Source organism: Acidimicrobiales bacterium (genome assembly GCA_041394265.1).
GTDB lineage: Bacteria > Actinomycetota > Acidimicrobiia > Acidimicrobiales > SZUA-35 > JBBQUN01.
The window spans coordinates 2,907,803-2,933,353 of record JAWKIO010000005.1 but is presented as its reverse complement, the minus strand read 5'-3'; the positions used below and the strand labels follow the sequence as shown (position 1 = coordinate 2,933,353).

27 protein-coding genes are annotated in these 25,551 nt (G+C 67.7%); 10 read left to right on the top strand and 17 right to left on the bottom strand.

Features of this window, described 5'->3' with window-relative positions:
• Window positions 1–30 precede the first annotated feature (30 nt).
• The 9 genes from R2733_14415 to R2733_14375 all read right to left on the bottom strand — a co-directional run bounded on the left by R2733_14415 (window position 31) and on the right by R2733_14375 (window position 7,548).
• Window positions 31–1,698, bottom strand: coding sequence for a DNA polymerase Y family protein (locus tag R2733_14415; protein ID MEZ5377695.1), 1,668 nt, complete (start codon window positions 1,696–1,698; stop codon window positions 31–33).
• A complete protein-coding gene (locus tag R2733_14410; GenBank protein ID MEZ5377694.1) occupies window positions 1,695–2,558 on the bottom strand; it encodes a hypothetical protein in 864 nt (287 codons plus the stop codon). Before R2733_14410 ends, R2733_14415 begins: the two co-directional genes overlap by 4 nt.
• Before the next feature lie 277 nt (window positions 2,559–2,835).
• The gene (locus R2733_14405; GenBank protein ID MEZ5377693.1) at window positions 2,836–3,843 is read right to left on the bottom strand and encodes a hypothetical protein; all 1,008 of its coding nucleotides are present in this window, start codon (window positions 3,841–3,843) and stop codon (window positions 2,836–2,838) included.
• Window positions 3,844–3,889: 46 nt separating this feature from the next.
• Entirely contained in the window at window positions 3,890–4,213 is a 324-nt protein-coding gene (locus tag R2733_14400) for a hypothetical protein (protein ID MEZ5377692.1), read from the bottom strand.
• Window positions 4,214–4,292: 79 nt separating this feature from the next.
• Entirely contained in the window at window positions 4,293–4,694 is a 402-nt protein-coding gene (locus tag R2733_14395; protein MEZ5377691.1) for a hypothetical protein, read from the bottom strand.
• The gene (locus R2733_14390) at window positions 4,691–5,452 is read right to left on the bottom strand and encodes a hypothetical protein (GenBank protein MEZ5377690.1); all 762 of its coding nucleotides are present in this window, start codon (window positions 5,450–5,452) and stop codon (window positions 4,691–4,693) included. The genes R2733_14395 and R2733_14390 overlap by 4 nt, the downstream gene beginning before the upstream one ends.
• Window positions 5,452–6,150 carry a ribonuclease HII gene (locus R2733_14385; GenBank protein ID MEZ5377689.1) on the bottom strand — a complete coding sequence of 233 codons (699 nt, stop codon included), beginning with the start codon at window positions 6,148–6,150 and terminating at the stop codon, window positions 5,452–5,454. Before R2733_14385 ends, R2733_14390 begins: the two co-directional genes overlap by 1 nt.
• Window positions 6,151–6,208: 58 nt before the next feature.
• Window positions 6,209–6,877 carry an SCO family protein gene (locus R2733_14380; GenBank protein MEZ5377688.1) on the bottom strand — a complete coding sequence of 223 codons (669 nt, stop codon included), beginning with the start codon at window positions 6,875–6,877 and terminating at the stop codon, window positions 6,209–6,211.
• 38 nt (window positions 6,878–6,915) lie between these two features.
• Window positions 6,916–7,548 (bottom strand): SCO family protein, encoded by a 633-nt coding sequence (locus R2733_14375; protein ID MEZ5377687.1) that lies wholly within the window; start codon window positions 7,546–7,548, stop codon window positions 6,916–6,918.
• Window positions 7,549–7,590: 42 nt separating this feature from the next.
• Between R2733_14375 and R2733_14370 the strand changes: the two genes are divergently transcribed.
• A complete protein-coding gene (locus R2733_14370) occupies window positions 7,591–8,007 on the top strand; it encodes a hypothetical protein (GenBank protein MEZ5377686.1) in 417 nt (138 codons plus the stop codon).
• 14 nt (window positions 8,008–8,021) lie between these two features.
• On the opposite strand, the gene R2733_14365 is transcribed toward R2733_14370, so the two are convergent.
• Genes R2733_14365 through R2733_14350 form a run of 4 tightly spaced genes read right to left on the bottom strand, consistent with a single transcriptional unit; the run spans window position 8,022 to window position 12,703 of the window.
• Window positions 8,022–10,235 (bottom strand): hydrogenase iron-sulfur subunit, encoded by a 2,214-nt coding sequence (locus R2733_14365; protein MEZ5377685.1) that lies wholly within the window; start codon window positions 10,233–10,235, stop codon window positions 8,022–8,024.
• Between the two features lie 10 nt (window positions 10,236–10,245).
• A complete protein-coding gene (locus tag R2733_14360; protein ID MEZ5377684.1) occupies window positions 10,246–11,979 on the bottom strand; it encodes a b(o/a)3-type cytochrome-c oxidase subunit 1 in 1,734 nt (577 codons plus the stop codon).
• Entirely contained in the window at window positions 11,976–12,551 is a 576-nt protein-coding gene (locus tag R2733_14355; protein ID MEZ5377683.1) for a cytochrome c oxidase subunit II, read from the bottom strand. The genes R2733_14360 and R2733_14355 overlap by 4 nt, the downstream gene beginning before the upstream one ends.
• A complete protein-coding gene (locus R2733_14350) occupies window positions 12,548–12,703 on the bottom strand; it encodes a cytochrome c oxidase subunit 2A (protein ID MEZ5377682.1) in 156 nt (51 codons plus the stop codon). Before R2733_14350 ends, R2733_14355 begins: the two co-directional genes overlap by 4 nt.
• A 133-nt stretch (window positions 12,704–12,836) precedes the next feature.
• Between R2733_14350 and R2733_14345 the strand changes: the two genes are divergently transcribed.
• The 7 genes from R2733_14345 (at window position 12,837) to R2733_14315 (ending at window position 18,650) form a co-directional block, all read left to right on the top strand.
• Window positions 12,837–13,685, top strand: coding sequence for a cytochrome c (locus tag R2733_14345; protein MEZ5377681.1), 849 nt, complete (start codon window positions 12,837–12,839; stop codon window positions 13,683–13,685).
• Window positions 13,685–15,508 carry an FAD-dependent oxidoreductase gene (locus R2733_14340; protein ID MEZ5377680.1) on the top strand — a complete coding sequence of 608 codons (1,824 nt, stop codon included), beginning with the start codon at window positions 13,685–13,687 and terminating at the stop codon, window positions 15,506–15,508. The genes R2733_14345 and R2733_14340 overlap by 1 nt, the downstream gene beginning before the upstream one ends.
• Window positions 15,505–16,296, top strand: a complete 792-nt coding sequence (locus tag R2733_14335; GenBank protein ID MEZ5377679.1) for a cytochrome b N-terminal domain-containing protein — start codon at window positions 15,505–15,507, stop codon at window positions 16,294–16,296. Before R2733_14340 ends, R2733_14335 begins: the two co-directional genes overlap by 4 nt.
• Window positions 16,289–16,894 carry a hypothetical protein gene (locus tag R2733_14330; GenBank protein ID MEZ5377678.1) on the top strand — a complete coding sequence of 202 codons (606 nt, stop codon included), beginning with the start codon at window positions 16,289–16,291 and terminating at the stop codon, window positions 16,892–16,894. The genes R2733_14335 and R2733_14330 overlap by 8 nt, the downstream gene beginning before the upstream one ends.
• On the top strand, window positions 16,894–17,430 hold the full coding sequence (locus R2733_14325; GenBank protein MEZ5377677.1) for a ubiquinol-cytochrome c reductase iron-sulfur subunit: 537 nt from the start codon (window positions 16,894–16,896) through the stop codon (window positions 17,428–17,430). Before R2733_14330 ends, R2733_14325 begins: the two co-directional genes overlap by 1 nt.
• Complete coding sequence (locus R2733_14320; GenBank protein MEZ5377676.1) at window positions 17,430–17,894, top strand: cytochrome c; 465 nt, start codon at window positions 17,430–17,432, stop codon at window positions 17,892–17,894. Before R2733_14325 ends, R2733_14320 begins: the two co-directional genes overlap by 1 nt.
• 66 nt (window positions 17,895–17,960) lie before the next feature.
• Window positions 17,961–18,650, top strand: coding sequence for a hypothetical protein (locus R2733_14315; protein MEZ5377675.1), 690 nt, complete (start codon window positions 17,961–17,963; stop codon window positions 18,648–18,650).
• A gap of 25 nt (window positions 18,651–18,675) precedes the next feature.
• On the opposite strand, the gene R2733_14310 is transcribed toward R2733_14315, so the two are convergent.
• The 4 genes from R2733_14310 to R2733_14295 all read right to left on the bottom strand — a co-directional run bounded on the left by R2733_14310 (window position 18,676) and on the right by R2733_14295 (window position 23,979).
• The gene (locus tag R2733_14310) at window positions 18,676–19,794 is read right to left on the bottom strand and encodes an alanine--glyoxylate aminotransferase family protein (protein ID MEZ5377674.1); all 1,119 of its coding nucleotides are present in this window, start codon (window positions 19,792–19,794) and stop codon (window positions 18,676–18,678) included.
• A gap of 77 nt (window positions 19,795–19,871) precedes the next feature.
• Window positions 19,872–21,155, bottom strand: a complete 1,284-nt coding sequence (locus tag R2733_14305; GenBank protein ID MEZ5377673.1) for an MFS transporter — start codon at window positions 21,153–21,155, stop codon at window positions 19,872–19,874.
• Between the two features lie 28 nt (window positions 21,156–21,183).
• Window positions 21,184–22,869 (bottom strand): hypothetical protein, encoded by a 1,686-nt coding sequence (locus R2733_14300; GenBank protein MEZ5377672.1) that lies wholly within the window; start codon window positions 22,867–22,869, stop codon window positions 21,184–21,186.
• Window positions 22,870–22,935: 66 nt separating this feature from the next.
• Window positions 22,936–23,979, bottom strand: coding sequence for an NAD(P)H-dependent glycerol-3-phosphate dehydrogenase (locus R2733_14295; GenBank protein MEZ5377671.1), 1,044 nt, complete (start codon window positions 23,977–23,979; stop codon window positions 22,936–22,938).
• Between the two features lie 189 nt (window positions 23,980–24,168).
• On the opposite strand from R2733_14295, the gene cofC reads away from it, so the two are divergent.
• Window positions 24,169–24,732, top strand: a complete 564-nt coding sequence (cofC, locus tag R2733_14290; GenBank protein MEZ5377670.1) for a 2-phospho-L-lactate guanylyltransferase — start codon at window positions 24,169–24,171, stop codon at window positions 24,730–24,732.
• Between the two features lie 37 nt (window positions 24,733–24,769).
• Window positions 24,770–25,537, top strand: coding sequence for a PIG-L deacetylase family protein (locus R2733_14285; protein ID MEZ5377669.1), 768 nt, complete (start codon window positions 24,770–24,772; stop codon window positions 25,535–25,537).
• Window positions 25,538–25,551 lie beyond the last annotated feature (14 nt).

Genomic DNA, 25,551 nt, shown 5'->3' with positions numbered 1-25,551 from the left:
GTTCGGGTCATCCTTGCAGGCTTTGACCACTCAGTCGTAGCTGGCCTCGAGCCACCACTGCTGATGCTCGACGACGAGGAGATGTGCCCCCGCCTCGGCGAGCACCACCTGGAAGCGGGCTCGCCGGCGCTGGTTGGCCGGGTCCCACCAGCGATCTTCCATTGGCCACGGGCCAGCCCATGCCTCGACGGCGTGGCGACGCCGGCCGATCGTGACCAGGGCCGGCTCCCCCGATGCCTCGCCCCTGCCGTTGACCATGACCGGCCGACCGAGACGATCGACCACCTCGACCGGGTCGGGCTCCTCGAACACCTTGGTCGGACTCGGCTTCGGCAGTTGCCCGGGCCAGGGTTCGCCGACCCAGCTTGCTCGGGTGGCGGGGCGGTCGTCGCCGAGGTCGACCGCCGCCGCCGGGATCAGAACGATCTGTTCGGCGGGGCTCCGCCCGCCCCGCCACTCCGGCACCGACACCGCGTCGGGACCCATGATCGACTGGAGCCGGGCGACGACCCGTGACACATCGTCGGCTCGTTCGGCTCGTCCACCCCAGAACCCCAGCTGTCGACCGGTGGCCGGCACCACCTGGTCGGGGATCAACGTGAGTCGGGTGATCCCTGCCGACGGTGGGCGGTGCTCGTCGTCATCCCCCGACGGCCCGGAGGTGTGGGACGTGCCGACTCCATGGCGCGACCGTCGACGCTGCTGCACGCCGAGCGCTCCGTGCAACCAACCATCGAGCTGCCAGCGTGCCCGCTCGGCCAGTGCGGCCGCCGACAGTGCACCCTCGTCTCGCCACAGGCGGGTGTGACTCTCCCCGGCTTCGGTCTCGGCCTCGATCGCCACCCGGACACAGGCCAGGCCCTCGGCACTCAGGTGGGCGTGGAGTTCGTCGGCCAGTGCCTTGGCGGCGAACGCACACGTGTCAATCCGCTCTGCCGGTGGCTCGAACTCCCACGTGACCGCCAGATCGGCCGCCGGTTTGCGGAGATCGGGTGGATGCTCGTCTTCGCCCCGAGCCAGGCGGTGTGCACGTTGACCGTCCCGGCCGAACCGGCCAACGACGTCGGCCGGTGACAGTGCGGCAAAGAGCCCGAGCGTGTCGAGACCGAGCCGTTGGAACACGTCGGTGAGCTCGGGTTGCTCGAGCGTGGTGATCGGCAGATCGGCCAGGAACGCAGCGCTCGCACCGACCGGCACGATCACCGCTCCTTCCCGAGCATCCGGGAGACGAGCGGCCAAGCGGGCTGCGAACACCCCATCGGCCACGCCGAGGCGAGCGTCGCCCCGATGGGCGAGCAACGGCTGCACGACCTCGTGCACCCGGTCGCACAGTGGCGACTCACCGCCAAAGAACCGGGCGGGGCCTCGGGTGGGGAACCCGACCAGACCGGGACCAGACACCTCGACGCTGGGCGTGATGGCCTCGAGCGCCGCGGCGACCGGCTCGAAGAGGCGGGCTTCTCGATCGATGTCTCGTTCGAGGACCTCGAGCCCGGGACAGCGCCGTTGGGCATCACGTCGCCGTTGGCCGAGGGTCACCCCCTCGACCCGCGCTGCCGCCGACGATGCCACCACTCGGTTGGCGACGAAGACCGCTGCCGGCTCGTCGGGCGGAATCCCCCAGGCCACCACCGGCCAATCGGGACACCAGACCACCATCATCCGGGTGACTCGGCTGACCGCGGCTCCGCCGGTCATCGGCGAGACGACAGACGCAGGACCGGCGCCGTCGCCGCAGGTGCGACACGATCGGTCTCGGCGAGACGATCGGTCTCGGCGAGACGACCGTTGGGACCGGGCAGCGCGACCGTGACCGAGCGGGGTCGGGCGTGGGCTCGCCGCCCACTTCCCTCGATCCGCACGGTTCGATCGCGCAGAAATCCGTGTCCCCACCCCAGACCATCCCAGCCACCATTCCAGCCGCCGCCGGCCACGGCGCCCGAGGTCGGGGTCGGGGTCGGGGTCGGGATCGAGGTCGAGGTCGAGGTCGACAACACGACGTCGGCGGCTTCGGGCCATTGCGCCCCGCCGTCGAGGTGGAACAACAGCGACTCACGTTCGCGGGCCCGAGCCACGAGTCGACGGGCATCGCGCCGCCCTACCCGTGCGGTCGGCGCCACGGCCACGATGTCGACCGCTTCGAGCAGAGCAGCGACCACCGCCGCCCACTCCGACGCTCCCGGCGTCTCGACCACCAGCACCCGGTCGAGACGGACCCCGAGTTCGGCGGCGGCCACCAGGTGCAGGTCGGGCACCCCCACGACGGCGAGCCAGCCTTCGGCCCCGAGTGCCTCGGCCCAGATGGCCATGGCCAGTGACCACGCCCCCGGGCCTTTGACCGAGACATCGACGCCTCGCGGAAGACCGCCCCAGGGAAACAGCGGCACCAGCGGTTCGGGCACGGGTACGGTTCGCTGCCCGGCCAGGGTGACCGGCTGGATCTTGGCCAGGAGATCAGGATCGAGCGCCGGCCGCACCCGCGCCGGTGCAGCACCCCTGTTGCCAGAAACGCTGTTGCCAGAAACGCTGTTGGACATGGAGAGGGCGAGTCCGGCCATCTCGCCAGTATCGAACACCTGTTCGCTTTTCACAACTCGCCCCGCCGACTCGCACGCACACGTCGGTCACACCACCACAACGGCCCTCCACACCACCTGAACTGTCCTGGTTCAAGCCCATCCCGGCCAACTGTCGACACTGAAGCCCCCTTCTGAGCTTCAGTGTCGACAGTTCGCGGGAATGGGCTTCAGCCTCGACAGTTGGAGTTGCGGGCGGCCGTCAGAAGGCGCAAGAACGGTGGGATGCCTCAAAGCAGGGGCCACAGAGCAGGGGGCCTCAAAGACGGAGGAAGTGGGCGCCTTGGTTGCGGTAGGTGCGGTCGAGGCGATCGAGGTGGTCCTCATCGGTGGCGACGCCGACCACGGCCCCGCCCGACCCGGCAAAGGTGGCGGGAGCATCGAGCTCGCCGGCCATGTCGACCAACGCCACCTGCCGTTCCGGCAGCGGCCCGAGCCGGCGCCGCAGTTCCATGTTGGCGGCGACGAGTTCGCCGAAGCGTTCGGCGTTGTGCCACCGCAATGCTGCTCGTCCCTCGGTCACCAGGGCCGCCAGCTCGCGCAGCGTGGAGCGCACTACCGTGTCGCCGGCATCGAAGCGAGCTCGCAGGGTCCCGTGGTACGCCCCGCTCGGCTCGGCCGACGCCGGGAGATAGGCCAGGAAGAGCGGGGGAAGCAGCGCCGGGTCCATCGCCTCGTAGTGTCCGTGCGCCACTCCGAACCGGGGTTCGGTCACCAGGTGCGAGAAGTCCATCGCCACCAACCCACCGTGGGTCTGCACCACCCGGTCCTGCAGTCCGGCGGTGATGCCCAACTGCTCGGTCTCGGCCCGCAGCGCCAACGAGGCCAACACGGCGTCGGGGATGTCGAGACCGCTGTGGGTCATGAGGCAGCGCAGGGTGGCGATCACCAGCGCCGAGGATCCGGCGAGTCCGACCTGGCGAGGGATGGTGGTCTCGTAGCGGAGCTCGAAGTCCTCGGGTGGCCGGACCGTCTCACCGCGAGCGGCGAGTCCCCTGGTCACGTCGATGAACGTTCGGACGGCCGCCGCCATCACCTGTGGCCCGGTGCCGTAGCCGAACCGGTCGAGGTGGTCGGCGAGCTCAGCACTCGAACGCCAAGAAGCACGATCGTCGTCGTGAGGCACGAGGGTGATCCCGCGACGCTCGGGCTGATCCCCGGTCGGCGTCAGCGTGACCGTGGCCGAGAATGCGTCGACCGCCAGACCCAGGGTGCGACCGCCGTAGCCATCGGACGGGTTGCCGAGCAGGCCCACCCGTGCCGGCACCGTTGCGGTGATGGCATCGATCGCGGGCGTCCTGCGATCGTCGGGCTCAGACGTTGAACGACTCCTCGGTGGGGACTTCCACACCGGGGAGGTAGTAGGTGTAGAGGTCGCGGATCACGTCGGCGAGCCCATCGGCCGAACCACCGGCAGCGAGCACCACCGTGACCGTCTGGGCGTAGACGTGGACCTCGTCGACCTGGCCGGTCTCGAAGAGCTTGGCGGCGAGGCGGTCGGGCGGGCGGTGGCCGTGGATCTCATCACCTCGGAAGTACCGCTCATGGCCCATGCCAGTGAAGGAACGGTTGGTTTCAAAGCGCACGATGCCGTGGCGGCTCGATGCCTTCTGGATCACATTCACTGGTTCACCCATAACGGGGGCGAGCGTACCAACTCTCGCCTCGCTTGTGGAACCTGACGGCTACCGGAGCCCCGCAGTCGCGGCGGGAACCTCAGACCAGCTCGGCCGCGACCAGGCGCCGTCGCTGGCCGTTCAGCACCCAGGCGCTGATCGCGATCGTGCCGATCGCCAACACGGCGTGCACCAGCTTGAAGGCAACACTGTGATCGTTGAACATCGTGTTCACGCCGCGGATCGCCCACCACACGCTGCCGAACGCGGCGAGTCCAAGGCTGACCCGGATGGCCATGGTTCGCACGGCCGGGTTGCCCTTCACCAGGCTCAGACCGATCAGGACCACGGCGACGACCACGAAGATCACCGAGATCCCGAGCTGCCAGGTCCGGCTCCAGCCTTCGAGTGCGGTGTCGGCGAGCACGTTGCGAACTCGAGTGAACCACAACAGCACGGTCCAGCCGCCCAACGCGAGTCCAGGGACGTAGAAGCGGTTCATCCAATTTCCTCCGGGTCGATCGAACAGTCGGCCAGCAATGCGTCGAAGTCGGCCTTCGCTTCACCGACGAGCGGGTCGCCGAGCAGGACAGCAGCGGCATCGTCGCCGAGACCGCCCACCAGGCACTCGGCCTGGGCCGAGGTCAGACCGACGCTGGTGGTCAGCAGGTCGATCAGGGTGGCGTCATCGACGGTCGGCTCGGCCGGCGCCGACGCGCCATCGGGGTTGATCAGCGCCTCGAGCTCGGCTGCGCTGAACGGCTGCGGTGCATCGATGTCGGGGCGACCGGCCCGCAAGCCACATTCGATGCCGAGGAATGTGTCGAGCCGATCGTTGGCGGCGCTGGCCTCGGGGTCCTGGTAGTCCGAGACGAGCAGGGCGTCGAGCCGGTAGTCGCTCGCTGCCAGTTCGGCATCGAGCGCTTCATAGCCGGCGACGACCTGGTCGATCTCGGGCTTGATGTCGTCCGGTGCCTTCTCGCCCAGCACCTTCAGCTGATCGATGGCCACCTCGATGAACGCCGGCGCCTTGGTGGGGTCGGCGAGATCGACCGCAGCGTCGTTCTGGAAGGTCTGCAGCGCGGCCGCCTGGTCACAGAACGTACGCCCCTCGGCCGCATCCGTTGCGCCGGAGACGTCGCTCGCACTCGACGAGCAGCCGGCGGCGAGCAGCACGATGACGACGGAGCAGACGACCGGGGCGACGACCGACGAGGCGATGCCCCGAGCTCCGATCCCAACCGGTGCTCGACCCCACATCAGAACAGCTCGATCTGACCGCCCGGACGGATCCGACGACGGTCGGTCCAGCCGAGCGAATCCATGAACGCCCACGACTGGCGATGGATGGCGGTCGGTCCGTAGCCCTGCAGCGCCATGCGGTGCTTCGGACAGGGGTACCCCTTGTTGTTGTCGAAGTTGTAGGCCGGATAGTGCTCGGCTGCCTCCCGCATCATGCGGTCTCGGGTGACCTTGGCCAGGATCGAGGCGGCGGCCACGGACAAACACTTGGCGTCGGCCTTGACCAGCAATGTGGTGTTGCGATGGCCGACGAAATCCCACTTCCCGTCGAGGATGACGGCGTCGGGCTCGAGTCCCAGCCCGGCCAGGGCCCGTCGGGCAGCCAGGCGCTGAGCCGCCGACATGCCGAGCTCGTCACACTCCGCGAAGCTGGCGTGGCCGACGGCCCACGCCTCGGCCCAGTCGGTGATGCGGTCGAACAGGCCTTCGCGCTCGGATTCGGTGAGCTGTTTGGAGTCACGCAGCTTGTAGATGCGACGATCCCGTGGAGCGACGACGGCCCCGATGGTCAGCGGACCGGCCCAGGCGCCTCGACCGACCTCGTCGATCCCGACGACGATGGTGTGGCCTCGATCCCACAACCCGCGCTCGGCCGACAGACCGGGTGCCTGTGCTTTGAGGGCCTTGCGGAGTTTCGGGACGGTGGCGGGGGCCATCGGCGTCGAACCTAGCAGCGAGGACCGCGTGTTGATTCGCGGTATCGGCCGCTCGGCCTCAGTCGAGCAACGCTTCGAAGTCGGCGGCCAACTGCGGGCGGGTGACCTCGGGCGACCAGAGGATGCGGAGCTTGCCCTCGGTGTCGATGCCCATCAGCGTGGCGGTGTGGTCGACGGTGTAGCCGGACTCGACGTCGCCCTCGCCGTACGCGTAGTAGACCCCGTACTGCGTTGCGACCTTGTCGATCGCCTCCAGGTCGGCGCCGGCGCCGAGGAACGTGGGGTCGAACGAACCGACGAAGTTCCCCAGGTCCTCCAACGAGTCGCGGGCCGGGTCGACCGAGACCATGACCAGCTGGACGTCGGCCGCGGCATCGGACGGCATGAGATCGAGCGCCGCAGCAACGTCGCTCAGCGCCGTGGGGCAGACGTCAGGGCAGTTCATGTAGCCGAAGTAGACGATGACGAGCTTGCCATCGAACAACGACAGGTCGGCTGGACGGCCGTCGGAGAGCATCAACCCATCGAGCGGTGGCGCCGACTCGTCGCCCTGCAGAATCGAGCCGGCATACAGGTGCGGAGCGAACCGACCGAGCGCCACCTTCCCGGCAGCGAATACCAGCGCGGCGATGACCACGAAGCCGACGAGTAGGCGGGGCCAACGCGAGCGTGGACGAGTCTCGGCGGCGGGCGGTGTGGGGGCGGGGCTGTCGACAGTGGCGGTCATGGTCGTTCTCGGGATGGTGGTGCTCGGGATGGTGGGGCTCAGGGGTAGCAGAGGAAGAGGTGGGCCGCTTCATAGGCCAGTGCCCCGGCACCCGAGGCATAGCGGATCTCGGCGCCGAGCAGGCCCAGGTGGCGGGCGAGTTTGTCGGCGTCATCGGACAGTGTCTGGTATTTGTAGTCGCCTCGCACGACGCCCCAACCGTCGACGATCACGAAACCGCCGTCGTAGGCGATCGAGCCGTCGGATTGATACTCGAAGTAGCGCTTGAAGCCGACACCGACGAGGTTCTCGATCTGGGTCTCGGACCCGCCGACCCACCGCCAGGTCTCGCCATCGGCCCCACTCGCGTCGGCGGCCGACCGGAGCTGTTCGGGCGTTGCGTCGGCATCCAGCGCGATCGTCACGAGCCGCACGTCGACCTCGTCGAGGTTCGGATCGGCGGCGATGCGCTCTTCGACGTCGCTGAGGGTGTCGGCGAGTTCGAGGCACCGGTCGTCGCAATCGAGCGAGCTGAAGCTGTACAGGGTCACGGTGCCGCGGGTGGTCTCGCTCGTGAACAGCTGGCCGGACTGGTCGGTCACGCCGAACCCGGGAGCCAACCGCATACGCGGAAGCACGGTGATCGGCTGGAAGATGGCGAAGGCCATCGCACCGGCGATGATCAGGACCAAGGCCCCGATCGCCGCCTTCGCCCAGCGGGGCAGAATGAACCCATGACCCCCATTGCTCGCGCCCGGAACACCCTTGCTGCTGTCGTGTTGTCGATCGGTCTCGGCGCCTGTGCGTTCCCCGGCGACTCGCTCGAGGACGGCGAGGGGATCGTCGGCGTCTACAGCGTCAACGGGGTCGATCCCGGCGGGGTCGAGTACTCCGGCACCGTCACGATCGTCGCCACCGACGACCCCGACATCTACAACATGGAATGGCTCGTCACCGGCGGCATCCACGAGGGCGTCGGCCGCTTGCGGGGCAACACGCTCGACGTCGAGTGGTCGACCACCGCCTCGGCCATCGAGATCACCGAGGGAACCGCCACGTACACCGTCGACGAGGACGGCAACCTCATCGGCGAGCGCGTCACCTTCGGTGAGGACGGGGTGGGCACCGAGGAGATCTTCCCCGAGCCCTGACGAGTTTCGATAGTTCATTCTCCCTCTCCTGTGTCGCCGGTGAGGCTCTCGAGGTAGAGCACGAGCGCATCGAGGTCGTCGGTGCTGAGGCGTTCGTTGTAGAACGGGAGCATCTGTCCGGCCCGGTAGCCCTCGACGATGTAGGCGTCGGGGTCGAGGATCGACTGACGGAGGTACTCGTTCGCATCGAGTCCGGCGATCCGATCGCCGGCTTGGGTCCCGATTCCTGCCAGGCTGGGGCCGATGCCGTCGTCACCTGGCGTGGTCGAGTGGCAGATCCCGCAGCCACCTCGGGTGTTGTCGTCGAAGACATCTCGACCATCGTCGACGCCCGGAGGTGGCGGCTCATCGACTGCCTCGATCACCAGACGCTTGCCGGCATCGAGCGTGGCCTCGCCTTCGAACAGCACGGTCGGCGTGGTCGAGCCTTCGTGCAGCACCACCGACACCTGATGCGCACCGGGCTCGGCCGACACGTCGATGAGCCCGACGGCAGCGTCGCCAGCCATCGAGACGGTTCGGCGTTCGACGGAGTTGCCGTCGACCAGCACCTCGATCTCGACGTCGGCGCCGAGCACGCCCGTGGGGTCGGGTTGTCCGACGAGCCGGAACCCCGGTTGATGGTCGACGACCACCCTGACGGCCGCCTCGTCGGCGCCGGAGCGGAACGGTGCCCAGGTGGACAACGCCACGAGGAAGACGGAGAGGCCGACGAGGACGGCGGCCGCGACCGCACCACGACGGGCGGATGGAAGATCGTTGGCGTCGGCCGATGGATGCGCACCCGGATGCTCGATCGCGGCGCGCAGATCGAGCGGGCTGACGAAGTCTTCCTTGGCGACACCGGCGAACTTGGCCGGCACGTGCGGCGCACGTTCGGATTGGAGGCGCTCATCGACGAGCACGTTGCCGATGCCGTAGGCACAGTCGCCAGGAGCGCAGCCCACGATGTGTACTCCGGTGGCACCGTGGTTCATGAGCGCGCCAACGGCCTGCGGGTGCACCATGCCGGTGCACGGCACCTCGACGATCTTGGGCTGGTCACCGGTCGCCGCCAAGGCACCAAGCACCACGGGCGTTTCGTTGACGTCAATCCCCGACTGATGCACGTGTCGCTGGCAGGCGATGACGACGGCGTGCCCCTCGGGATCGATCGTTTCGGGGGCCTGGAACCCCGGCAGCTCCATGGCGCCGAACGAGCACGAGCCGACGCAGATCCCGCAACCGACGCAGGCGGCCGCGTCCACCACGGCGATCGAGCCGCGTCGAGAGCCCTCGGCCTCCACCAGGGACAGCGCCTGGTACGGGCAGTCGATCACGCACAGGTCGCAGCCGGTGCACGCAGCGTCGTCGATGACCACGACCGGCGTGTCGTGGCCGAAGAGCCTCGGCACGAGCGCAGCGGCGCCGAGGACCGCAACCAGGACGGCGAGCACCCACCACGGAGACACCGACAGCAGCGGCGGGAGGAGGAACATGACGAACGGATCGAGCGGCACGTCGACCGCAGCCACCGAGAAGTCGGCGGGGTCGAGCATGCCGACTGGCAGGGCGATCCCGGCGATCACGAGCGCCACGATCATCGCAGCGCTCCAGTGCCTCGGCGGCAGCCACGGCAGACGGCTGCGACGCACGTGTCGCCAGGTGAAGTAGCCGATCGCAACGGTGAGGCCGACGTGGGCGAACCAAATGGCCAGCATCACACCGGAACCGCCACCGGCGTGGGGTCCGACGATCGAGCGGACGACGAACGCCGAACCGGCGCCGGTTGCGGTGGCGATCCGGTTGAACGCTTCCGTGAGCGCCTGGGCCCGAGCGTCCCAGATCAACCAGTAGCCGGTGACACCGGCCAACCACACGAGGATCAACGCGGCCAGGCCGGTGAGCCAGCGTGCGCTCCGTGGGCCCGAGAAGCGAGAGGCCACGAAGATGCGCCACGCATGCACGACCGTCGTGAGCACCATGCCGGCCGAAGCGAACCGGTGGATCGAGCGAGCCACCCGCTGGATGGGGTGGTCCTCCATCCGGGAAACAGCCCGGTATGACGCCTCGAACCCGAATTGGTAGAAGAGCGTGAGGTACAGCCCGGTGACGATCACGACCGCGAGCAGCACGACCGAGATCGTGCCGGCGTGCGGCAGCGGGTTGAACCGCTGAGACCGAACGGCCGAGCGGACGGGCCGCTCGGCCTTCAGTGAAACTCGCTCGAGAGATTCGGTGATACGCACCGGTACCGGCTTAGTAGGCGCCGGGGAAGCCCGGGGCGTTGAGGTTCATGTTGAGGATCTGGTCGACAAGCTGAGGTCCGTAGGCGATGACCAACAGCAGGCCGGCGCCGATGAGCCACGGCTTGAAGCTGTCGAGCCACACCGGGGTGAGCTGGGCGCTTCGCAGGCTGTCGGCGATCGGCATGGTGGGCAGTTCAGACGGGTCGACCTTCGGGCCGAGCATCGTCTTGGCCATACCGAAGACATAGATCGTGGCCGAGACCAGCAGGATGAACCCACCGATCGAGACCCGCATCAGGTGACCGTTCCACGCCTCGGGAACGTACAGCGCATCACCCAGCGGCGTACGACGAGGGGCGCCGAGGAGACCGACGACGTGCATGGCGTTCGAGAAGATCACCATGCCGACGAACCAGGTCCAGGTCTGGATGAGCGCCCACTTCTGGCTCCAGAGCTTGCGCCCGGAGAGATACGGGACCATCCAGAAGCTGATGCCCATGAAGGACATCGTGACGGCCGAGGCCACGGTGAGGTGGAAGTGACCGGGAACCCAGGCGGTGTTGTGGATGACCAGGTTGATGTTGTAGCTGGCGTTGGTGAGACCACCGATGCCGCCGAACATGAACAGCAGGCCGGCCAGCAGCTGGGTGGCGACCGATGGGTCGTTCCACGGCAGGGCTCGGATCCAGCCGATCAGCCCGGTGCCGCCCCGCTTGCGGGCGCCGTACTCGAGCGAGGCGACGACCGTGAACAGGGTGATGGTGGACGGGAAGAACACCGAGTAGGTGAGGAGGGCGTGGATCCACTTCCAGGTCTGGGGCACACCCGGATCGGTGAACTGGTGGTGGAAGCCAACCGGCACCGACACGATGAGGAACATCCAGAAGGCGAAGCGGGCGAGTGAGTCGCTGAACAGCTTGCCGCCGACCTGCTTGGGCAGCATGCCGTACCACGAGGTGTAGGCGGGCAGCAGCCAGAAGTACACGAGCGGGTGGCCCGTGAACCAGAAGTAGGTTCGAGCCAGCTCGGGATCGGTGGCATCGATCCAGCCGAGCGACCACGGCAACAGCATGGTCAACACCTCGACGGCGATGCCCAGCGTGGCGATCTGCCACATGGCCGAGTTGATGATGTTGGCGAGGGCGATGAAGGGCGAGCGGACCCCGGGGTTCTCCTTCCGCCAGGCGGCGAGCGTGAGGTAGAAGCCGAGGCCTTCGATCCAGCTGCCGATGATGACCAGGGCCAGGCCGAGGTAGAAGAAGGCGTTGGCCTTCAGCGGCGGGTAGAAGGTGTAGAGCACCGTCGCCTTGTTGAGCAGCAGCGGGACCGCCGCCATCAGCAGACCGACCACCATGGTGGCGAAGCCGGCCTGGTTGATCTTGGGGTGCGAGAGTGATCGGCCGAGGCCCTTCATCGTGGTGAGGTTGGTGAACCCCATGATGAAGAAGGTGGTCCACACGAGGGCGTTGAGCACACCGTGGAGGGTCAGGCCCTGGTAGTAGGACTTGATGACCGGCTCGAGGTAGGGATAGAAGTCGACGCCGCTGAACTGGAAGGCCTGGAGGGGCCCGAAGAGCGAGCCGACGGCGAGTGCTGCGACGGCAACACCGATGTGCCAGCCGATGAACTTCTTCTCACCGGGTGAGAGTTGGAACGCCTCGGACTTCTCCAGAGTGCTCAGGAACTGCGGGCTGTCGCCGGCAGCCCCACCGTCGCCGGCGGGGTTGTTGTCGATCACGGTCATTGGCCGTCTTCTCCCTCAGTTGTTGCAGCTGCCTCGTCAGGTAGTTCGGCGACGACCTTGACCGTGCCGTACATCTGGGCGTGCCCGGTACCGCAGTATTCGGTGCAGATGTAGTTGAACTCGCCGAGCTCATCGAACGTGTGCTTCAGCGTCGAGACCTGGCCGGGCACGATCTGCATGTTGATGTTCGTGTCGGTGATCTTGAAGCCGTGCTGGAGGTCCGGGCTGCTCACGTAGATCGTGACGGTGGCACCGAGCGGCACCACCAGCTCCCGAGGAGCAAAGCTCCACGCCTGGGCGATGACGTACGCCTCGTATTCGTTGTCGCCGATCTCGCGCAGCCCCGGTTCGTTCCAGGGCGCTGAATTGACGAACTCGGTCGGGTCGACCTCTTCGTCGGCGCCCGGCACGGTGAAGCCCATGGTGAAACCGGCGATGGTCACGATGCCGGCAAAGGCGACGAGCAGTGCGATCGACACCCGCATCCAATTGCGCTCGATGGGGTCGATCCCCATCGTGAGGTGGGTCTCCGCCGGGCTCGCTCCGCCGGTGTCCTCTGTGGTCGAGGTCATGCGGTTGCCCCCCGGCTCAGCAGAATCACGTAGACCGAGGCCCAGAGGAGAATGAGGGCGGCGACGAACAGTGCGACGAAGAAGATGGTGCCGGTGGGCTTGAAGTGTTCTTCGGCGGCATGCGCGTCTGTCGATACGACGGTGTCATCCATGCCCGCCAGATTCGCAAATCACCACCGTAGGAGATAGGGACTTTGTTCCCTATGTGGGACGGCATCATCGGAGGCAGGAGATAGGGACTTTGTTCCCTTACTCCTCCAGGTCGCACTGGCAACAATCTGGGGCGTGAGTGACCTGACTCGTCCCGACACCGTCGTGCCCCAGCCGACCCGATCCTCATCGAGCAAACGGGCGGTGGGCAGGGTGGCCACCATCGCCGGCCTGCTCTTCGTGGTGCTGGGCAGCACTGCCGCCTGGGCCACCGAGGCGCCTGCCGACGACACGACCGACACCACCCTCTCGGCCGAGGACGAGGCCTACAACCAACTGCTCCTCGACGGCGCCGACGTCTACACCGCCGTCTGCTCGGCCTGCCACCAACCCGGCGGTGCCGGACTCTCCGGTCAGTTCCCGCCACTCAACGGCAACCCCAACGTCGCTGATGCCGACTACGTTGCCGAAGTCATCGCCAACGGCAAGCAGGGCGAGCTCACCGTGCTCGGCGAGACGTACAACGGCGTGATGCCGGCGTTCGCCACACTGCCAGACGCCGACGTCGACGCCGTCATCGCCTACATCCAGTCCGGCTTCGTCACCCCGGTCACCGAGAACACCCCGGCACCCGAGGACTCCGGCCCGGTCGCCGGCACCGAGTTGCCGGGCCTCACCAACATGACCATGTATGCGGCGTTCGCCATCGCCATCGCCGGTGCGGCGCTGGCGCTCGGCCCGAGGGTTGTCGACGCCAACGATCGTCTCGACTTCCCCTGGCTCGATGCGTGGCTCCGTACGGCGCTGATCGTGATCTCGGTCATCTTCTTCGTCGTCTACCTCCCGTCCTGGGCGCTGCAGACCGAGACCGTCGGGAAACTCGGCGACTTCGGCCAGCAGTTCATCGGCGTTGCTCTCTGGATGGGTGGCCTCTGCACCGTCCTTGGGGCGCTGTGGTACGCCCACAAGGAAGATCGCATCTGATGTTCGAACCGCTGGCCGACAACCTGTCGTACTACGACACCAACATCCCCTGTCTCGCCGCCTGCCCGGTCCACACCAATGCCGGGCTCTACGTGGCTGCGATCGCCGACGGCGACGACGAGCGGGCGTACCTCACCGCCCGGCTCCCCAACCCGTTCTCCTCGGTGTGCGGCCGGGTGTGCGCCGCCCCGTGTGAAGATGCCTGCCGCCGGGGCGAGGTCGACCGGCCGATCGCCATCCGCGCCCTCAAGCGCTACCTCACCGAGCAGTTCGGCCCCGAGACCGGCAACTATGAGGTCGAGCCGCCCGAGGTCGAACGCCCACAGTCGATCGGCATCGTCGGTGGCGGCCCGGCTGGCATGGCCTGCGCCCACGACCTACGTCGCCTCGGCTACAAGGTCACGGTGTACGAGGCCACCGACAAGCTCGGTGGCGCCATGTGGCTCGGCATCCCCGAATACCGCCTCGACCGCAAGGTCCTCAACGCCGACCTCGACGCCATCGTGAACCTCGGGGTCGAGGTTCAGTACAACACCCGCCTGGGCACCGACGTCTCTCTCGACGAACTCCGGGCCCGCCACGATGCCGTCTTCCTCGGCATCGGCGCCACGCTCGGTCGAGGCCTCGACATCGAGGGCGGTGACGCCGACGGTGTGCTCAAGGCCATCGAGTTCCTCATCAACATGAACCGGGGCTTCGAGGTCAGTGTCGGCGAGAAGGTGCTCGTCATCGGCGGCGGCGACGTCGCCATGGACGCCGCTCGTACCGCCCTCCGCTCGTCGGACTACCAACAGAAGCGCACCGAACCCACGGCAGCGGCTGCCCTCGGCGGCAATCCGCCCGCCGGTGAGCGTGCGGCCATGACCGAGGCGATGGACGTCGCTCGATCGGCGGCGCGGGCCGGTGCCGCCCAGATCACGGTCATGTCGCTCGAGTCCCGCGAGGAGATGCCGGCCCACGACTTCGAGGTCGAAGAGGCCGAGCACGAGGGAATCCAGTTCCTGAATCGACGCGGCCCGCGAAGCATCAAGGTGGTCGACGGCAAAGCCGTCGGCGTCGAGACCATCGGCGTCACGTCGGTGTTCGACGCCGAAGGCCGCTTCAGCCCGGTGTTCGACGACGCCGACATCCAGCTGATCGAAGCCGACACGGTCATTCTCGCCATCGGTCAGGCCATCGACCTCGACTCACTCGGCGAGAACGGCCCCGAGATCAGTCCTCGCCGCACGATCAACATCGACTGGGAAACCGGCGCCACCTCGCTCCCCGGTGTCTGGTCCGGTGGCGACGCCGCCAAGGGTCCCCGCACCCTCATCGATGCCGTCGCCGACGGGCGCCGCACCGCCACCGACATCCACCGTTCCTTCGGGGGCGACGTACCCCAGCGTGGTGGCGGTCAGATGGTCGAGCTCCAGCAGTTCCATCGCCTCGACGACACCTACGACCGCACCGCCCGTCTCGAGGTCCCCACGCTCGCCACCGATCGTCGGACCGGTCTCGCCGAGGTCGAGCTGGGCTTCACACCCGAACAAGCCCAGTGCGAGGCCAACCGCTGCCTGCGCTGCTTCGCCAACATCCTGCTCGACGTCGAGAAGTGCGTGCTGTGCGCCCTGTGCGCCGATGTGTGCCCCGTCGACGTCATCTCACTCGTTCCGTCCGAAGAGATCGCACCAGATCAACCGGGTGGCACGGCGCTCCTGCTCGACGAGACCAGCTGCATCCGCTGCGGTCTGTGCATCGAGCGATGTCCGCCGGATGCCCTGTCGATGGGTGTGTGGACCGGCGTCGGCGTTCCCCTGCAAGGAGACCAATCGTGGACATGAAATCGGACATCAACGAGCGGAATCTCATCGAGACCGTTCGCCGGAGCCCGGTCGGCCGTTCGATCTGGCGCTCCCCCACCAAGCACACACCGCGCGACCGAGCCGCCAGCCACTGGTCGAGCTTCCTGCTGCACATCTACCCGGTGAAGGTTCGCCGGGGCGACATCGGGTTCAAGTACTCGTGGTACCTGGGTGTGATCTCGACCGTGCTGTTCGGCAGTCTCACGTTGTCCGGCATCTATCTGATGTTCTTCTACGTGCCGTCGCCGGCCCAGGCGTACACGAACATCCAGACGCTGCAGACCGAGGTCGCCTTCGGCCAGTACATCCGCAACGTGCACCGGTGGTCGGCGCACCTCATGGTGCTGTCGGTCTCGGCCCACATGGCGAAGATGTTCTACCGAGGCGCCTACAAGGCGCCGAGGGAGTTCAACTGGGTCATCGGCGTGATCCTGCTCGCCCTCACCTTGTTCATGTCCTTCACCGGCTACCTCCTGCCCTGGGACCAGCTGGCCTACTGGGCGGTCACGGTCGGCAGCGAGATGGCGGGCTACACCCCGTTCGTCGGCGAGCAGGTCAAGGAGACTCTGATCGGGGGCAAGGTCGTCGGCTCGGCCACGCTGCTCCGCTTCTACGTGCTGCATGTCGCCGTGATGCCGGTGACCATGGTCATCGCCCTCATGTTCCACCTGTGGCGCTGGCGCAAGGACTCAATGCTCGAACTCGAGCGCAACGAGCCCGTCGGCCATCCCGCCCCCGCATCGAGTGAGGAGCTCGCCGGTGTCTGAGACGACGAGTACGCAAACGACCAGCTCGAAGACGACCGGACCGGCGTCCGGCATCGGTACCCCGGTCAGCATCGGACGCCTCGACCCAACACCCGGCGCCGACGGCCCCAAGCGTGTCCTCGGCGTCGTGCCCGGCAAGCCGGTGGCCGGTGAGCGCAAGGAACCGGCCGACGACGACATGGTCATGGTCTGGCCGCACCTGCTGGTCCGACACGCAGTGGCTGCGTTGTCGACCGTCGTGGTCGTGCTGATCATCGCCGTGCTGTTCGACGCTCCCCTGCGCGATCACGCCAACCCGACCGTCACGCCCAACCCCGAGAAGGCGCCCTGGTACTTCGCTGCGCTGCAAGAACTGCTTGCGTTGTTCCACCCGCTCGTCGCCGGCGTGCTGGTGCCGGGGGCCATCCTGGCCGGCCTGATCGCCCTGCCCTACATCGACCGCAGCCTCTACGTACGAACCGAACACCGCCGAGTCGCCGTCGCCACGTTCACCACCTTCTTGGTGTTGTGGATCATCCTCACCATCATCGGCTTCGCCTTCCGCGGACCGAACTGGGGTTGGGTGTGGCCTTGGCAGGAATGGCACGGAGAGCTCTGATGACCGACAAGAACAGCCAGACAAGCCCCGACCCGATGCAGCGGCGCCAGTTCCTCACCAAGCTGTGGGGGGTGGGCGGAGTCCTCGTCGCCGGCGCCGCGGGCCTGACCACGTGGGACCTGCTGCGTCCGCTGTCCTCGGGCGGGTTCGGCGGCCTGATCCGCACGATCGCTCCCGAGGCCGTTCCCGCCACCGGTGTAGTCGAGGTCGCCGCCGCCAAGGCGTACCTCGCCGACATCGAGGGCACGATCGTCGCCATCTCCGAGAAGTGCACGCACCTCGGCTGCCGTGTCCCCTTCTGCGACTCCTCGGGACAGTTCGAGTGCCCGTGCCACGGATCGGTGTTCAACCGAGCTGGTGAGTATCGGTCGGGTCCCGCTCCTCGTGGACTCGACCGATACCCCATCGAGGTCGACGTCGATTCCGGGTTGCTCTACGTCGACACCGGCGACCTGATCACCGGGCCGCCCGCCGGTGTCGAGACGATCGACGAGCCGCCCACCGGCCCGTCGTGCGCCAGCGAAGGGGGCCACTGATGAGCGACAACTACACCTACCAGGGTGACGCCGAACTCGATGAGTCCACCAACCGCGTCATGATGGTCGGCGCCGCCCTGCTGTTCGTGCTGGCCCTGGTCTTTCCGCTCTACCGCTGGTTCGAGCCGGCGAACCGCGACGACGCACGGGCCGCCAATCTGGCCTCTCTGGCCCAACAGGGCGAGGAGACCTTCGGCTTCAACTGCGCCTCATGCCATGGCCTCAACGGCGAGGGTGGGGTCGGCCCCGCCCTCAACTCCAAGCAGTTTCTCGCCAGCGCGACCGACCTGCAGATCCGCCAGCTGATCTCGGTGGGTGTGCCGGGCAGCCAGATGGGCGCCTACGCCCAGGACTTCGGTGGCCCGCTCACATCGGAGCAGATCAAGTCGATCGCCGTGTTCATGCGCTCCTGGGAAGAGAAGGCGCCCGACAATCCCGACTGGCGGGCAATGATCGACGGCTGATCGCGAGCCCCACGACCCGGCCACAACTTGAACGGTCGGTGATCGAGCAGGCACGCTGTTGCACCGATGAGCCCCCACACCCCCACCGAAGCGTCACCGTTCAACGCCGACTACGACGCCGAGACCGCACGGAGCCGAGCGGGAGCTGCCGAACAACTCCGTCGGTTGCACCACGCATTGGTGGGCCATCTTCATGACCCGGCACTGGTCGATGCCGTCACCGAGCAGCTGAGCGCGGTCGCCGACCAGCTCGAAACCGGCACCCCTCGCCAGCGTCTGCCCTGGACTGCTCGTAGCGAGCGCATGATCCCGGCGGACGGCGAGCTCTTCACACTCGACTTCGACCGTCCCGTCTCCGGTCCCGGCAACCCGTGGAGCATCCCGACCCCGGTGCGACGGATCGGCCACAAGGCGGTCACCACCGTCGAGCTCGGTCAGGGCTACGAAGGGGCACCACAGCGGAGCCACGGCGGCATCGTCGCCGCGATCTACGACGACCTGTGCGGCTTCAACCTCGTGCTCGAGGCCGAGCTCGCCTTTACCGGGTGGATCCGCATCAACTACAAGGCACCGACACCGCTCCACGAGCCCATCACGTTCGCCACGTGGATCGAGCAGCGCGAGGGCCGCAAGCTCGGCATTGTCGGTGAGTGCCACTCGGCCGACGGCACCTTGCTCAGCACCTGCGAGGCGCTGTTCATCAAGGTCGATCCCGAGCAGATGTCCGGAGGTGCCACGAGCACCGACTCGGCCTGAAGACTCGGGCCGTCGGGCCTCGAGATCAGGCGCCCCCTACCAGCCGGGAAAGTGTGGCGAGCAGCAGCTCGACGTTGCGCATGCGGGCAGTGTGGCCCATGCAACCGATCCGCCACATCTTCCCAGCGTAGGCGCCGAGGCCCCCGCCGATCTCGATGCCGTAGTCGCTCAGCAGGCGGGAACGGATGGCGGCCTCATCGATGCCGTCGGGGATGTGCACGGTGGTGAGCTCGGGCAAGCGATGCCCGTCGGCGGCGAACAGCTCGAAACCGAGCTCAACCAGGCCCTCCTGCAACCGGGCGCCACAGGCGGCGTGGCGTGCCCACGCGTGTTCGAGGCCTTCATCGAGGACGGCGCCGAGACCGGCGTGCAACCCGAAGATCATCGAGATCGGCGCGGTGTGGTGGTAGGAGCGCCCGCCCTCGCCGTCGACGTAGGCCGAGATCAACGCCAGGTCGAGGTACCAGCTCTGCGACTTCTCGACGAACCGTTCACGAGCCCGATCCGAGACCGTGACCGGCGACAGTCCCGGGGGCACCCCGAGACACTTCTGGGTGCCCGAGTAGGCGAGGTCGACACCCCAGGCATCGACCTCGACCGGGATGCCCCCGACACTCGTGACACAGTCCATCAGCAGGAGGGCGTCGCCCTTGTTCTGGCCGAGCCACTCGAGGTCGCTACGGACACCGGTCGAGGTCTCGGCGTGGACGACACCGATGAGCTTGGGGTTGGGGTGGGCCGCGAGGAGCTGCTCCGGATCGGCGGGGTGTCCCCATTCGGTGTCGACCCGCACGACCTCGGCACCGGTTCGCGACGCAACCTCGCACATTCGTCCGCCGAACACCCCATTGACGCCGATCACGGCGACATCACCCGGACCGAGCGTGTTGACCAGACAGATCTCCATGCCCGCCGATCCGGTACCGCTCACCGGAAAGGTGAGCCGGTTCTCGGTGCCGAACACGATCCGCAACCGATCATTGGTCTCGTCGAGCAACTCGAGAAACTCGGGATCGAGGTGACCAAGCATCGGCCGCCCCAATGCCTGCAACACCTCGGGATACGGATTGCACGGGCCCGGCCCCATCAGCACCCGATCGCTGAATGGTTGGCGGGCAGACGTCGATGCGATGGGTGTCGTCACGAGATTCCTCTGGTCGATGGTTTGGCGAAGCTCAGCCGGAGCTCCAGTGAAGGACGCTGCTGGACGGTTCGCAAGTCTCACACCGGCTTGTCGGCGCCAACGACCCGCAGCGGTGACGGACGAGTGGCGACGAGCAGCATGGCCAGCCCCGGAACCACGCTCAGCAACAACAGCGCCGGCGGATACGAACGGAACCCCGCTTGGGTGAGCGACAGCGCCACCGGTCCGAGCGCTGAAGCACCAACGGTGAAGAGCGTGAGCAGACCCTGGATCGAACCGAGATGTTCCGTGCCGAACCAGTTGGGCAGGAGCGTGGCCGTGGTGGTCCGTACCGCTCCTCCCATTGCACCGAGCGAGACGGCGTACACGAACACCACGACGCCCGGCTCGGCAACGGCTGCAAGCCAGTGGGCGGCGACGAGCAGCGCCATTCCTGCCGCCGGCAGCCAACGAGTCCCCACCCGGTCGGCCACGTAGCCGACCGCCAGACCGGCAAGGGTCGACCCGATGACCTGAGGGATGAACAGCGCGGCCGCAGCGGTCTCGGACAGACCCGCCTCACCGAGCAGATCGATCTGATGGAAGTTCAGTCCGGTTCCGAACATCCCGGCCGAGCCACTGATCACCGCCAGCACCCAGAACGATCGAGTGCGAATCGCCTCACGCCGGTCGTAGGACCCATCCGAAACCTCGGGCTCGGCCGCTGACCCCACCTCGGCCGCGGTGTCCGTTGGGGCGTCGACGCTGACGCGACGCCGCCGGCTGGCCGTCCCGGTCGGGAGGGAACGCAAACCGAACCACGCCATCGGCACCAGCAGCGTCGCCACGGTCAGTGCGGCAACCCACCAGGCTCGACGCCAGCCGACTTGGTCGATCGCCACGGCGAGCAAGACGGGCACGATCGCCATCAGTGCGCTCGATCCCGTGGAGAACAGGCCGATGGCGATCCCACGGTTGCGGACGAAGCCCAGCGACACGGTGACGGTCGCAACGAGCGAGAGCGAGCCCTGGCCAAGAAACCGGATGCCGGTGAAACCGACGGCGAGCCAGAGCATGCCGTTGACGAACGACATCTGGAACAACGCCAGCGCAAAGAGCGGCGCAATTGCGAGTTGCGCTCGACGCACACCGAATCGATCGACCCACCGGCCGACGGTCGGCAGCGCGGTTGCGCCGACGAGCGTGCCGATGAGATACGCAGTGCTGACGTGCGACCGGCTGAGTGCAAGGTCTTCGACGAAGTGGTCGATGAACACCGAGACACCGATGGTCTGGCCGGGACCGGTCAGCATGGCGGTGACGGTGGCCACGACCAGCACCAGCGGGGCGCCGCGATCGGCGCGCTTCGTCGGCTCCGTCACCTGGCGAAGGCGAGGCGGATTCGAGATCTCACGAGAAGCTGTCGCCCTCATCCGGCACGGGCGGGAGTTCCGACGACGCGCCGACCAGCAGGGTCTCCCCTCGCCGATCGGTGGTGGTCCAGCCCGGGTCGAGGCCGGGACACGACAGCGTGACGACGCCAGGGTCGTCGTTGTCGAGGTCCCACAGGAGTGCCGGCCTCGCCCCGTGCCATCTGATGGCGAACGAGAGCGGCCCGGCCACCGTGGCGGCACGGTGCACCTCGAGGTTCCCACCTCGCCACGCGGTCGGAAACCGAGGCAGGATCGCAACGGCATCGATCGCGTCGTCGATCATCTGGCGTCGAGCGCCCAGCCAGAACCGGACGGCGGGTTCGAGCTCGTCGTTGCCCCAGCTGCCGGTGGAAGACGCGGCCTCGGACAGCGCCGTCAACGCTCCGAGATCGTCAGGCAGATCGCCAACCGGCAGCCCGGACGGGATCGAGCGAGCGACATCGTCCGCGGCGTCGTGTTGGCCGATCAGTCGCAAGAGGAGCGAGAGTCCGCCCAGCGCATCGGCGGCGGCCGGGCGATCGCCCGACCGCTCGACCAGATGTGTGATCTGCATGAGTGGTTCGAGCAGCGAGGTGGCGGCCTCGGCATCGCCGATGACGGCAGCCGCCTTTGCTCCCCCGGCGACCACGGCAGCAGCGGCTGCCGGTGCGTGAGGGAGGCGGACAGGGAAGGCGGACGACAGGGCGCCGAGCGCGTAGGAACAGTCCCGCGCCGAGCCGCTGACGGCGAGCGCTTCGAGGAGTCGGCCCGCACCGGGCTCCAGATTGGCAACGTGGTCGGGGAGGTCGATCGCCGCTCCGAGGATGCGAACCCGGGCTGCGTCGGCTCGGTCACCCAAGCCGGCATCGGGAAACACGAAGCGGCCACCCGGTTCGAGGAGCGTTGCCCAGCCCCGCTGTACCTGCTCCAGCTCCGGGAGATGCGGTGGAACCGCCCCCTCGGGTCCGGGGACAACGAAGCGCAAGGTCGTGGTGTGAGGAAGCGGGTAGAGCACCACCAGATTGGCGTCGTCGCCTGCGGCCGAGGTCGGTCCGGTCAGCGCATGTCCTTCCACGACTCGACGGAACAGGTCGGTGTCGGCGGCCTCGGCTTCGTTCGGGCGACGAGGGAGCTCGACCACCACGGTGTCGTCGACCAGGATCGACTGACCCTCGAGACGCACCGAGTGCGACCCGGTCGGCGTACCGTCGATCCCGTACGAGCGGATCGCGATGGCGAGCGCCACCGGCACCGGCGAGGCGTTGTTCACCTCGATCACCGTGGCCGCCCCCTTCGGGCTCGACACGGCGTAGCACCGATGGACGGCGTCGCCGGAGGGGATGCGCATCGCGGTCTCGATGACCGGCCCGGGCCCAAGGCGCCGTTGCCGGATGGTCGCCTCCTTGGAGGGGAAGTACCAGCGGTCGTCGGCGCCGATCCACCAGTCGACCATCACGTCGACGCCTGCCGGGGCGAGGCCGCCGGCGTGATCGAGCAGTGCCGGGGTCGGGTCGTCGAGGATCCTGATCTGGGTGTGGCCGGCGTCGGCCGGACGTTCGACCGCACGGGGACCGACCGAGGTCACGGGCCGAGGTGTCAGCGCGACCGGTGTCGGCACCGTTCGCGGGGGAACGAGCGGCGCAGCGGTGTCGCCACCACTGGAGGAGGCGGGGGTCTCAGTCACGGCGACCACCCTACGAGGGCGAAGCGCACCAGCACCGCCTCGGCGCAGGAGCGTTGGACCTATCGGTCAGTGCTTGTGTCGAACGTGACGGCCCGACTCGTGGCCGACCCGGCCTTTGAGCAGATGGTCGGCCGCCCAATCGGACTTCGCGCCCTTCCAGCAGACCTGGTAGACGCTGTGCGCAACCGGCAACAGCACCTTGTATTCGATGGCCAACTCGTGCACGACCTTGGACGCCTTCACCCCTTCGGCCACCTGGTTCATCTCGGACAGGATCTCGTCGAGCGGGCGTCCACGCCCGAGCTCTCGTCCGACGAAGGAGTTGCGGCTCTGCTCGCTCATGCACGTGGCGATGAGATCGCCCATGCCGGCGAGACCGGCGAGGGTGAGCGGCTCGCCCCCCATCGCCGTCCCCAGCTCGATCAGTTCGGCCAGGCCCCGCGTCATCAGCGCCGCTCGGGTGTTGTTGCCGAGCCCACGTCCCTCGGCCGATCCGACGGCGACGGCGTAGACGTTCTTGAGCGCTCCACCGAGTTCGGCGCCGACCACGTCGTGGTTGAGGAAGACCCGGAACGTGTCGGTGGTGAACAGGTTCTGGAGACGCTCGGCGATGTGGAACTCGGTCATGGCGATCACGGCGGCCGCCGGCTGACCGCCGAGGATCTCCTTCGCCAGGTTCGGACCGGTGAGCACGCCGACCGGGCGGCTCGGTAGCTCCTCCTGGAGGATCTGGGTCATCCGCAGATGGGTCTTCTCCTCGAACCCCTTGGCCAGACTGACGATCGGCACCCACGGACGCACGACCCCGGCCACTCGTCGGGCCGTCTCTCGGAAGGCCGAGGTGGGGACTCCCATGATGATCAGGTCGGAGTCGGTGACTGCGGCGTCGAAGTCGTCGGTGGCGACGAGCGACGGGTGCAGCTCGAAGCCGGCAAGGTAGCGCTCATTGATGTGGACACGATTGATGCTCTCGACCGTTGCCGCATCGCGAGCCCACAGTGTGGTGGGTGCGTTGTGGGCACAGAGATGGGCGACGGTGGTGCCCCAACTCCCACCGCCGAGAACGGTGACCCGAATGTCTTCACGTTCTGCGGTCTTGCCACGCTTCACCGTCTGCTCCCCCTGGTCGTCATGCCCGCCGATCGCTGCACGCCCCGAACCTAGCGCTGCCCGCCCCGCAACGCCGGGCCAACCGCTTAGCCGGCATCGCCGGCCCAACAGCGCAGCCGGCATCGCCGGCCCAAACGGGAGTTGGCGCCCGAATGACGAAGTGTGTGTTGGTGGCATAGCCTGAGCGCCATGCGCGCCGCAGTCTTGCTGCCGATCAAGTCGTTCGAGGTGGCCAAGGGACGACTCGCTGGCGCCCTTGATCTCGACCAGCGTGCCGAGCTCGCTCGCCGGATGGCCAGCGGTGTCATCGCGGCGTGCCACGACCTCCCCACCTGGGTGATCTGCGACGACCCCGAGGTTGCCTCGCTGGCGATCTCGTGCCGAGCCAATGTGCTGTGGCGCCCGGCCCGGGGGCTGAACGTGGCGGTACACGAAGGTGTCGAGTTCCTGGCGGGCGAGGGCTACGAACGAGTGGTGGTGTCGCACGCCGACCTCCCGCTCGCTCGCGATCTCACGTGGGTGGCCGACGCCGGGCCCGGCGTCACGATCGTGCCCGACCGACGCGACGACGGCACCAACGTGATGGCCGTGCCGACCGACGCCGGGTTCCGCTTTGCCTACGGGGTTGGCTCGTCGGCGCTACATCGTGCCGAGGCCGAGCGGCTCGGCCTCGAGTGGCGGCTCATCCCCGACGCCGAACTCGGCTGGGACGTCGACGTTCCCGAAGACCTCACGGCACTCGACGGCGGCTGACGCACCGGTCGCTGAGCGCAGCTCCTACGCTGCGCCCATGACTGCCGCGCAGAATCCGCTCACTCCCGCCCCGGTCGCGCTCCGATTGACCAGTTCGAATCTTCCGACACCTGAGCGAGCGCTTGCGATCGGCGCCCACCCCGACGACGTCGACTTCGGCTGCGGCGCCACCTTGGCCAAGTGGGCTGCGGATGGATGCGAGGTCAGCGTGCTGGTGTGCACTGACGGTTCCAAGGGAACGTGGGATCCGACGACCGATCAGGCCCAGCTGGTCGCCACCCGTCAGGTCGAGCAGCGCGAAGCGGCGAAGGCACTCGGCGCCACCGGCGAAGTGGTCTTCCTCGGCTGGCCCGACGGCGAGCTGGAGTCGACGCTGCGCCAGCGCTGGGAGATTGCCTTCTGGATCCGCAAGCTCCGCCCGACCGTCGTCCTCGGCCACGATCCGTGGAAGCGCTACCGACTCCATCCCGATCACCGCAACGCCGGATGGCTGGCGACCGATGGCATCGTCGCTGCTCGTGATCCGCTCTTCTTCCCCGAGCAGAACCTGCCGCACCACCGGCCCGATCGGCTGCTGCTGTGGGAGGCCGACGAGCCCGATCACGCCGAAGACGTGCTGGGTTGGCTCGACACCAAGTACGCCGCGCTGCTGGCACACGAGAGCCAGTTCGAGTCGACCATGAAGGCGACCAACGACGATCAGATGGCGGTGTTCCGCCAGCGGGTCGAGGCGAAGCTCACCTCGGCGGGTGCGGCGGCCGGCATGGAGCAAGCCGAGGTCTTCAAGCTCATCGACGATCTGTGACCGCGACGAGCACG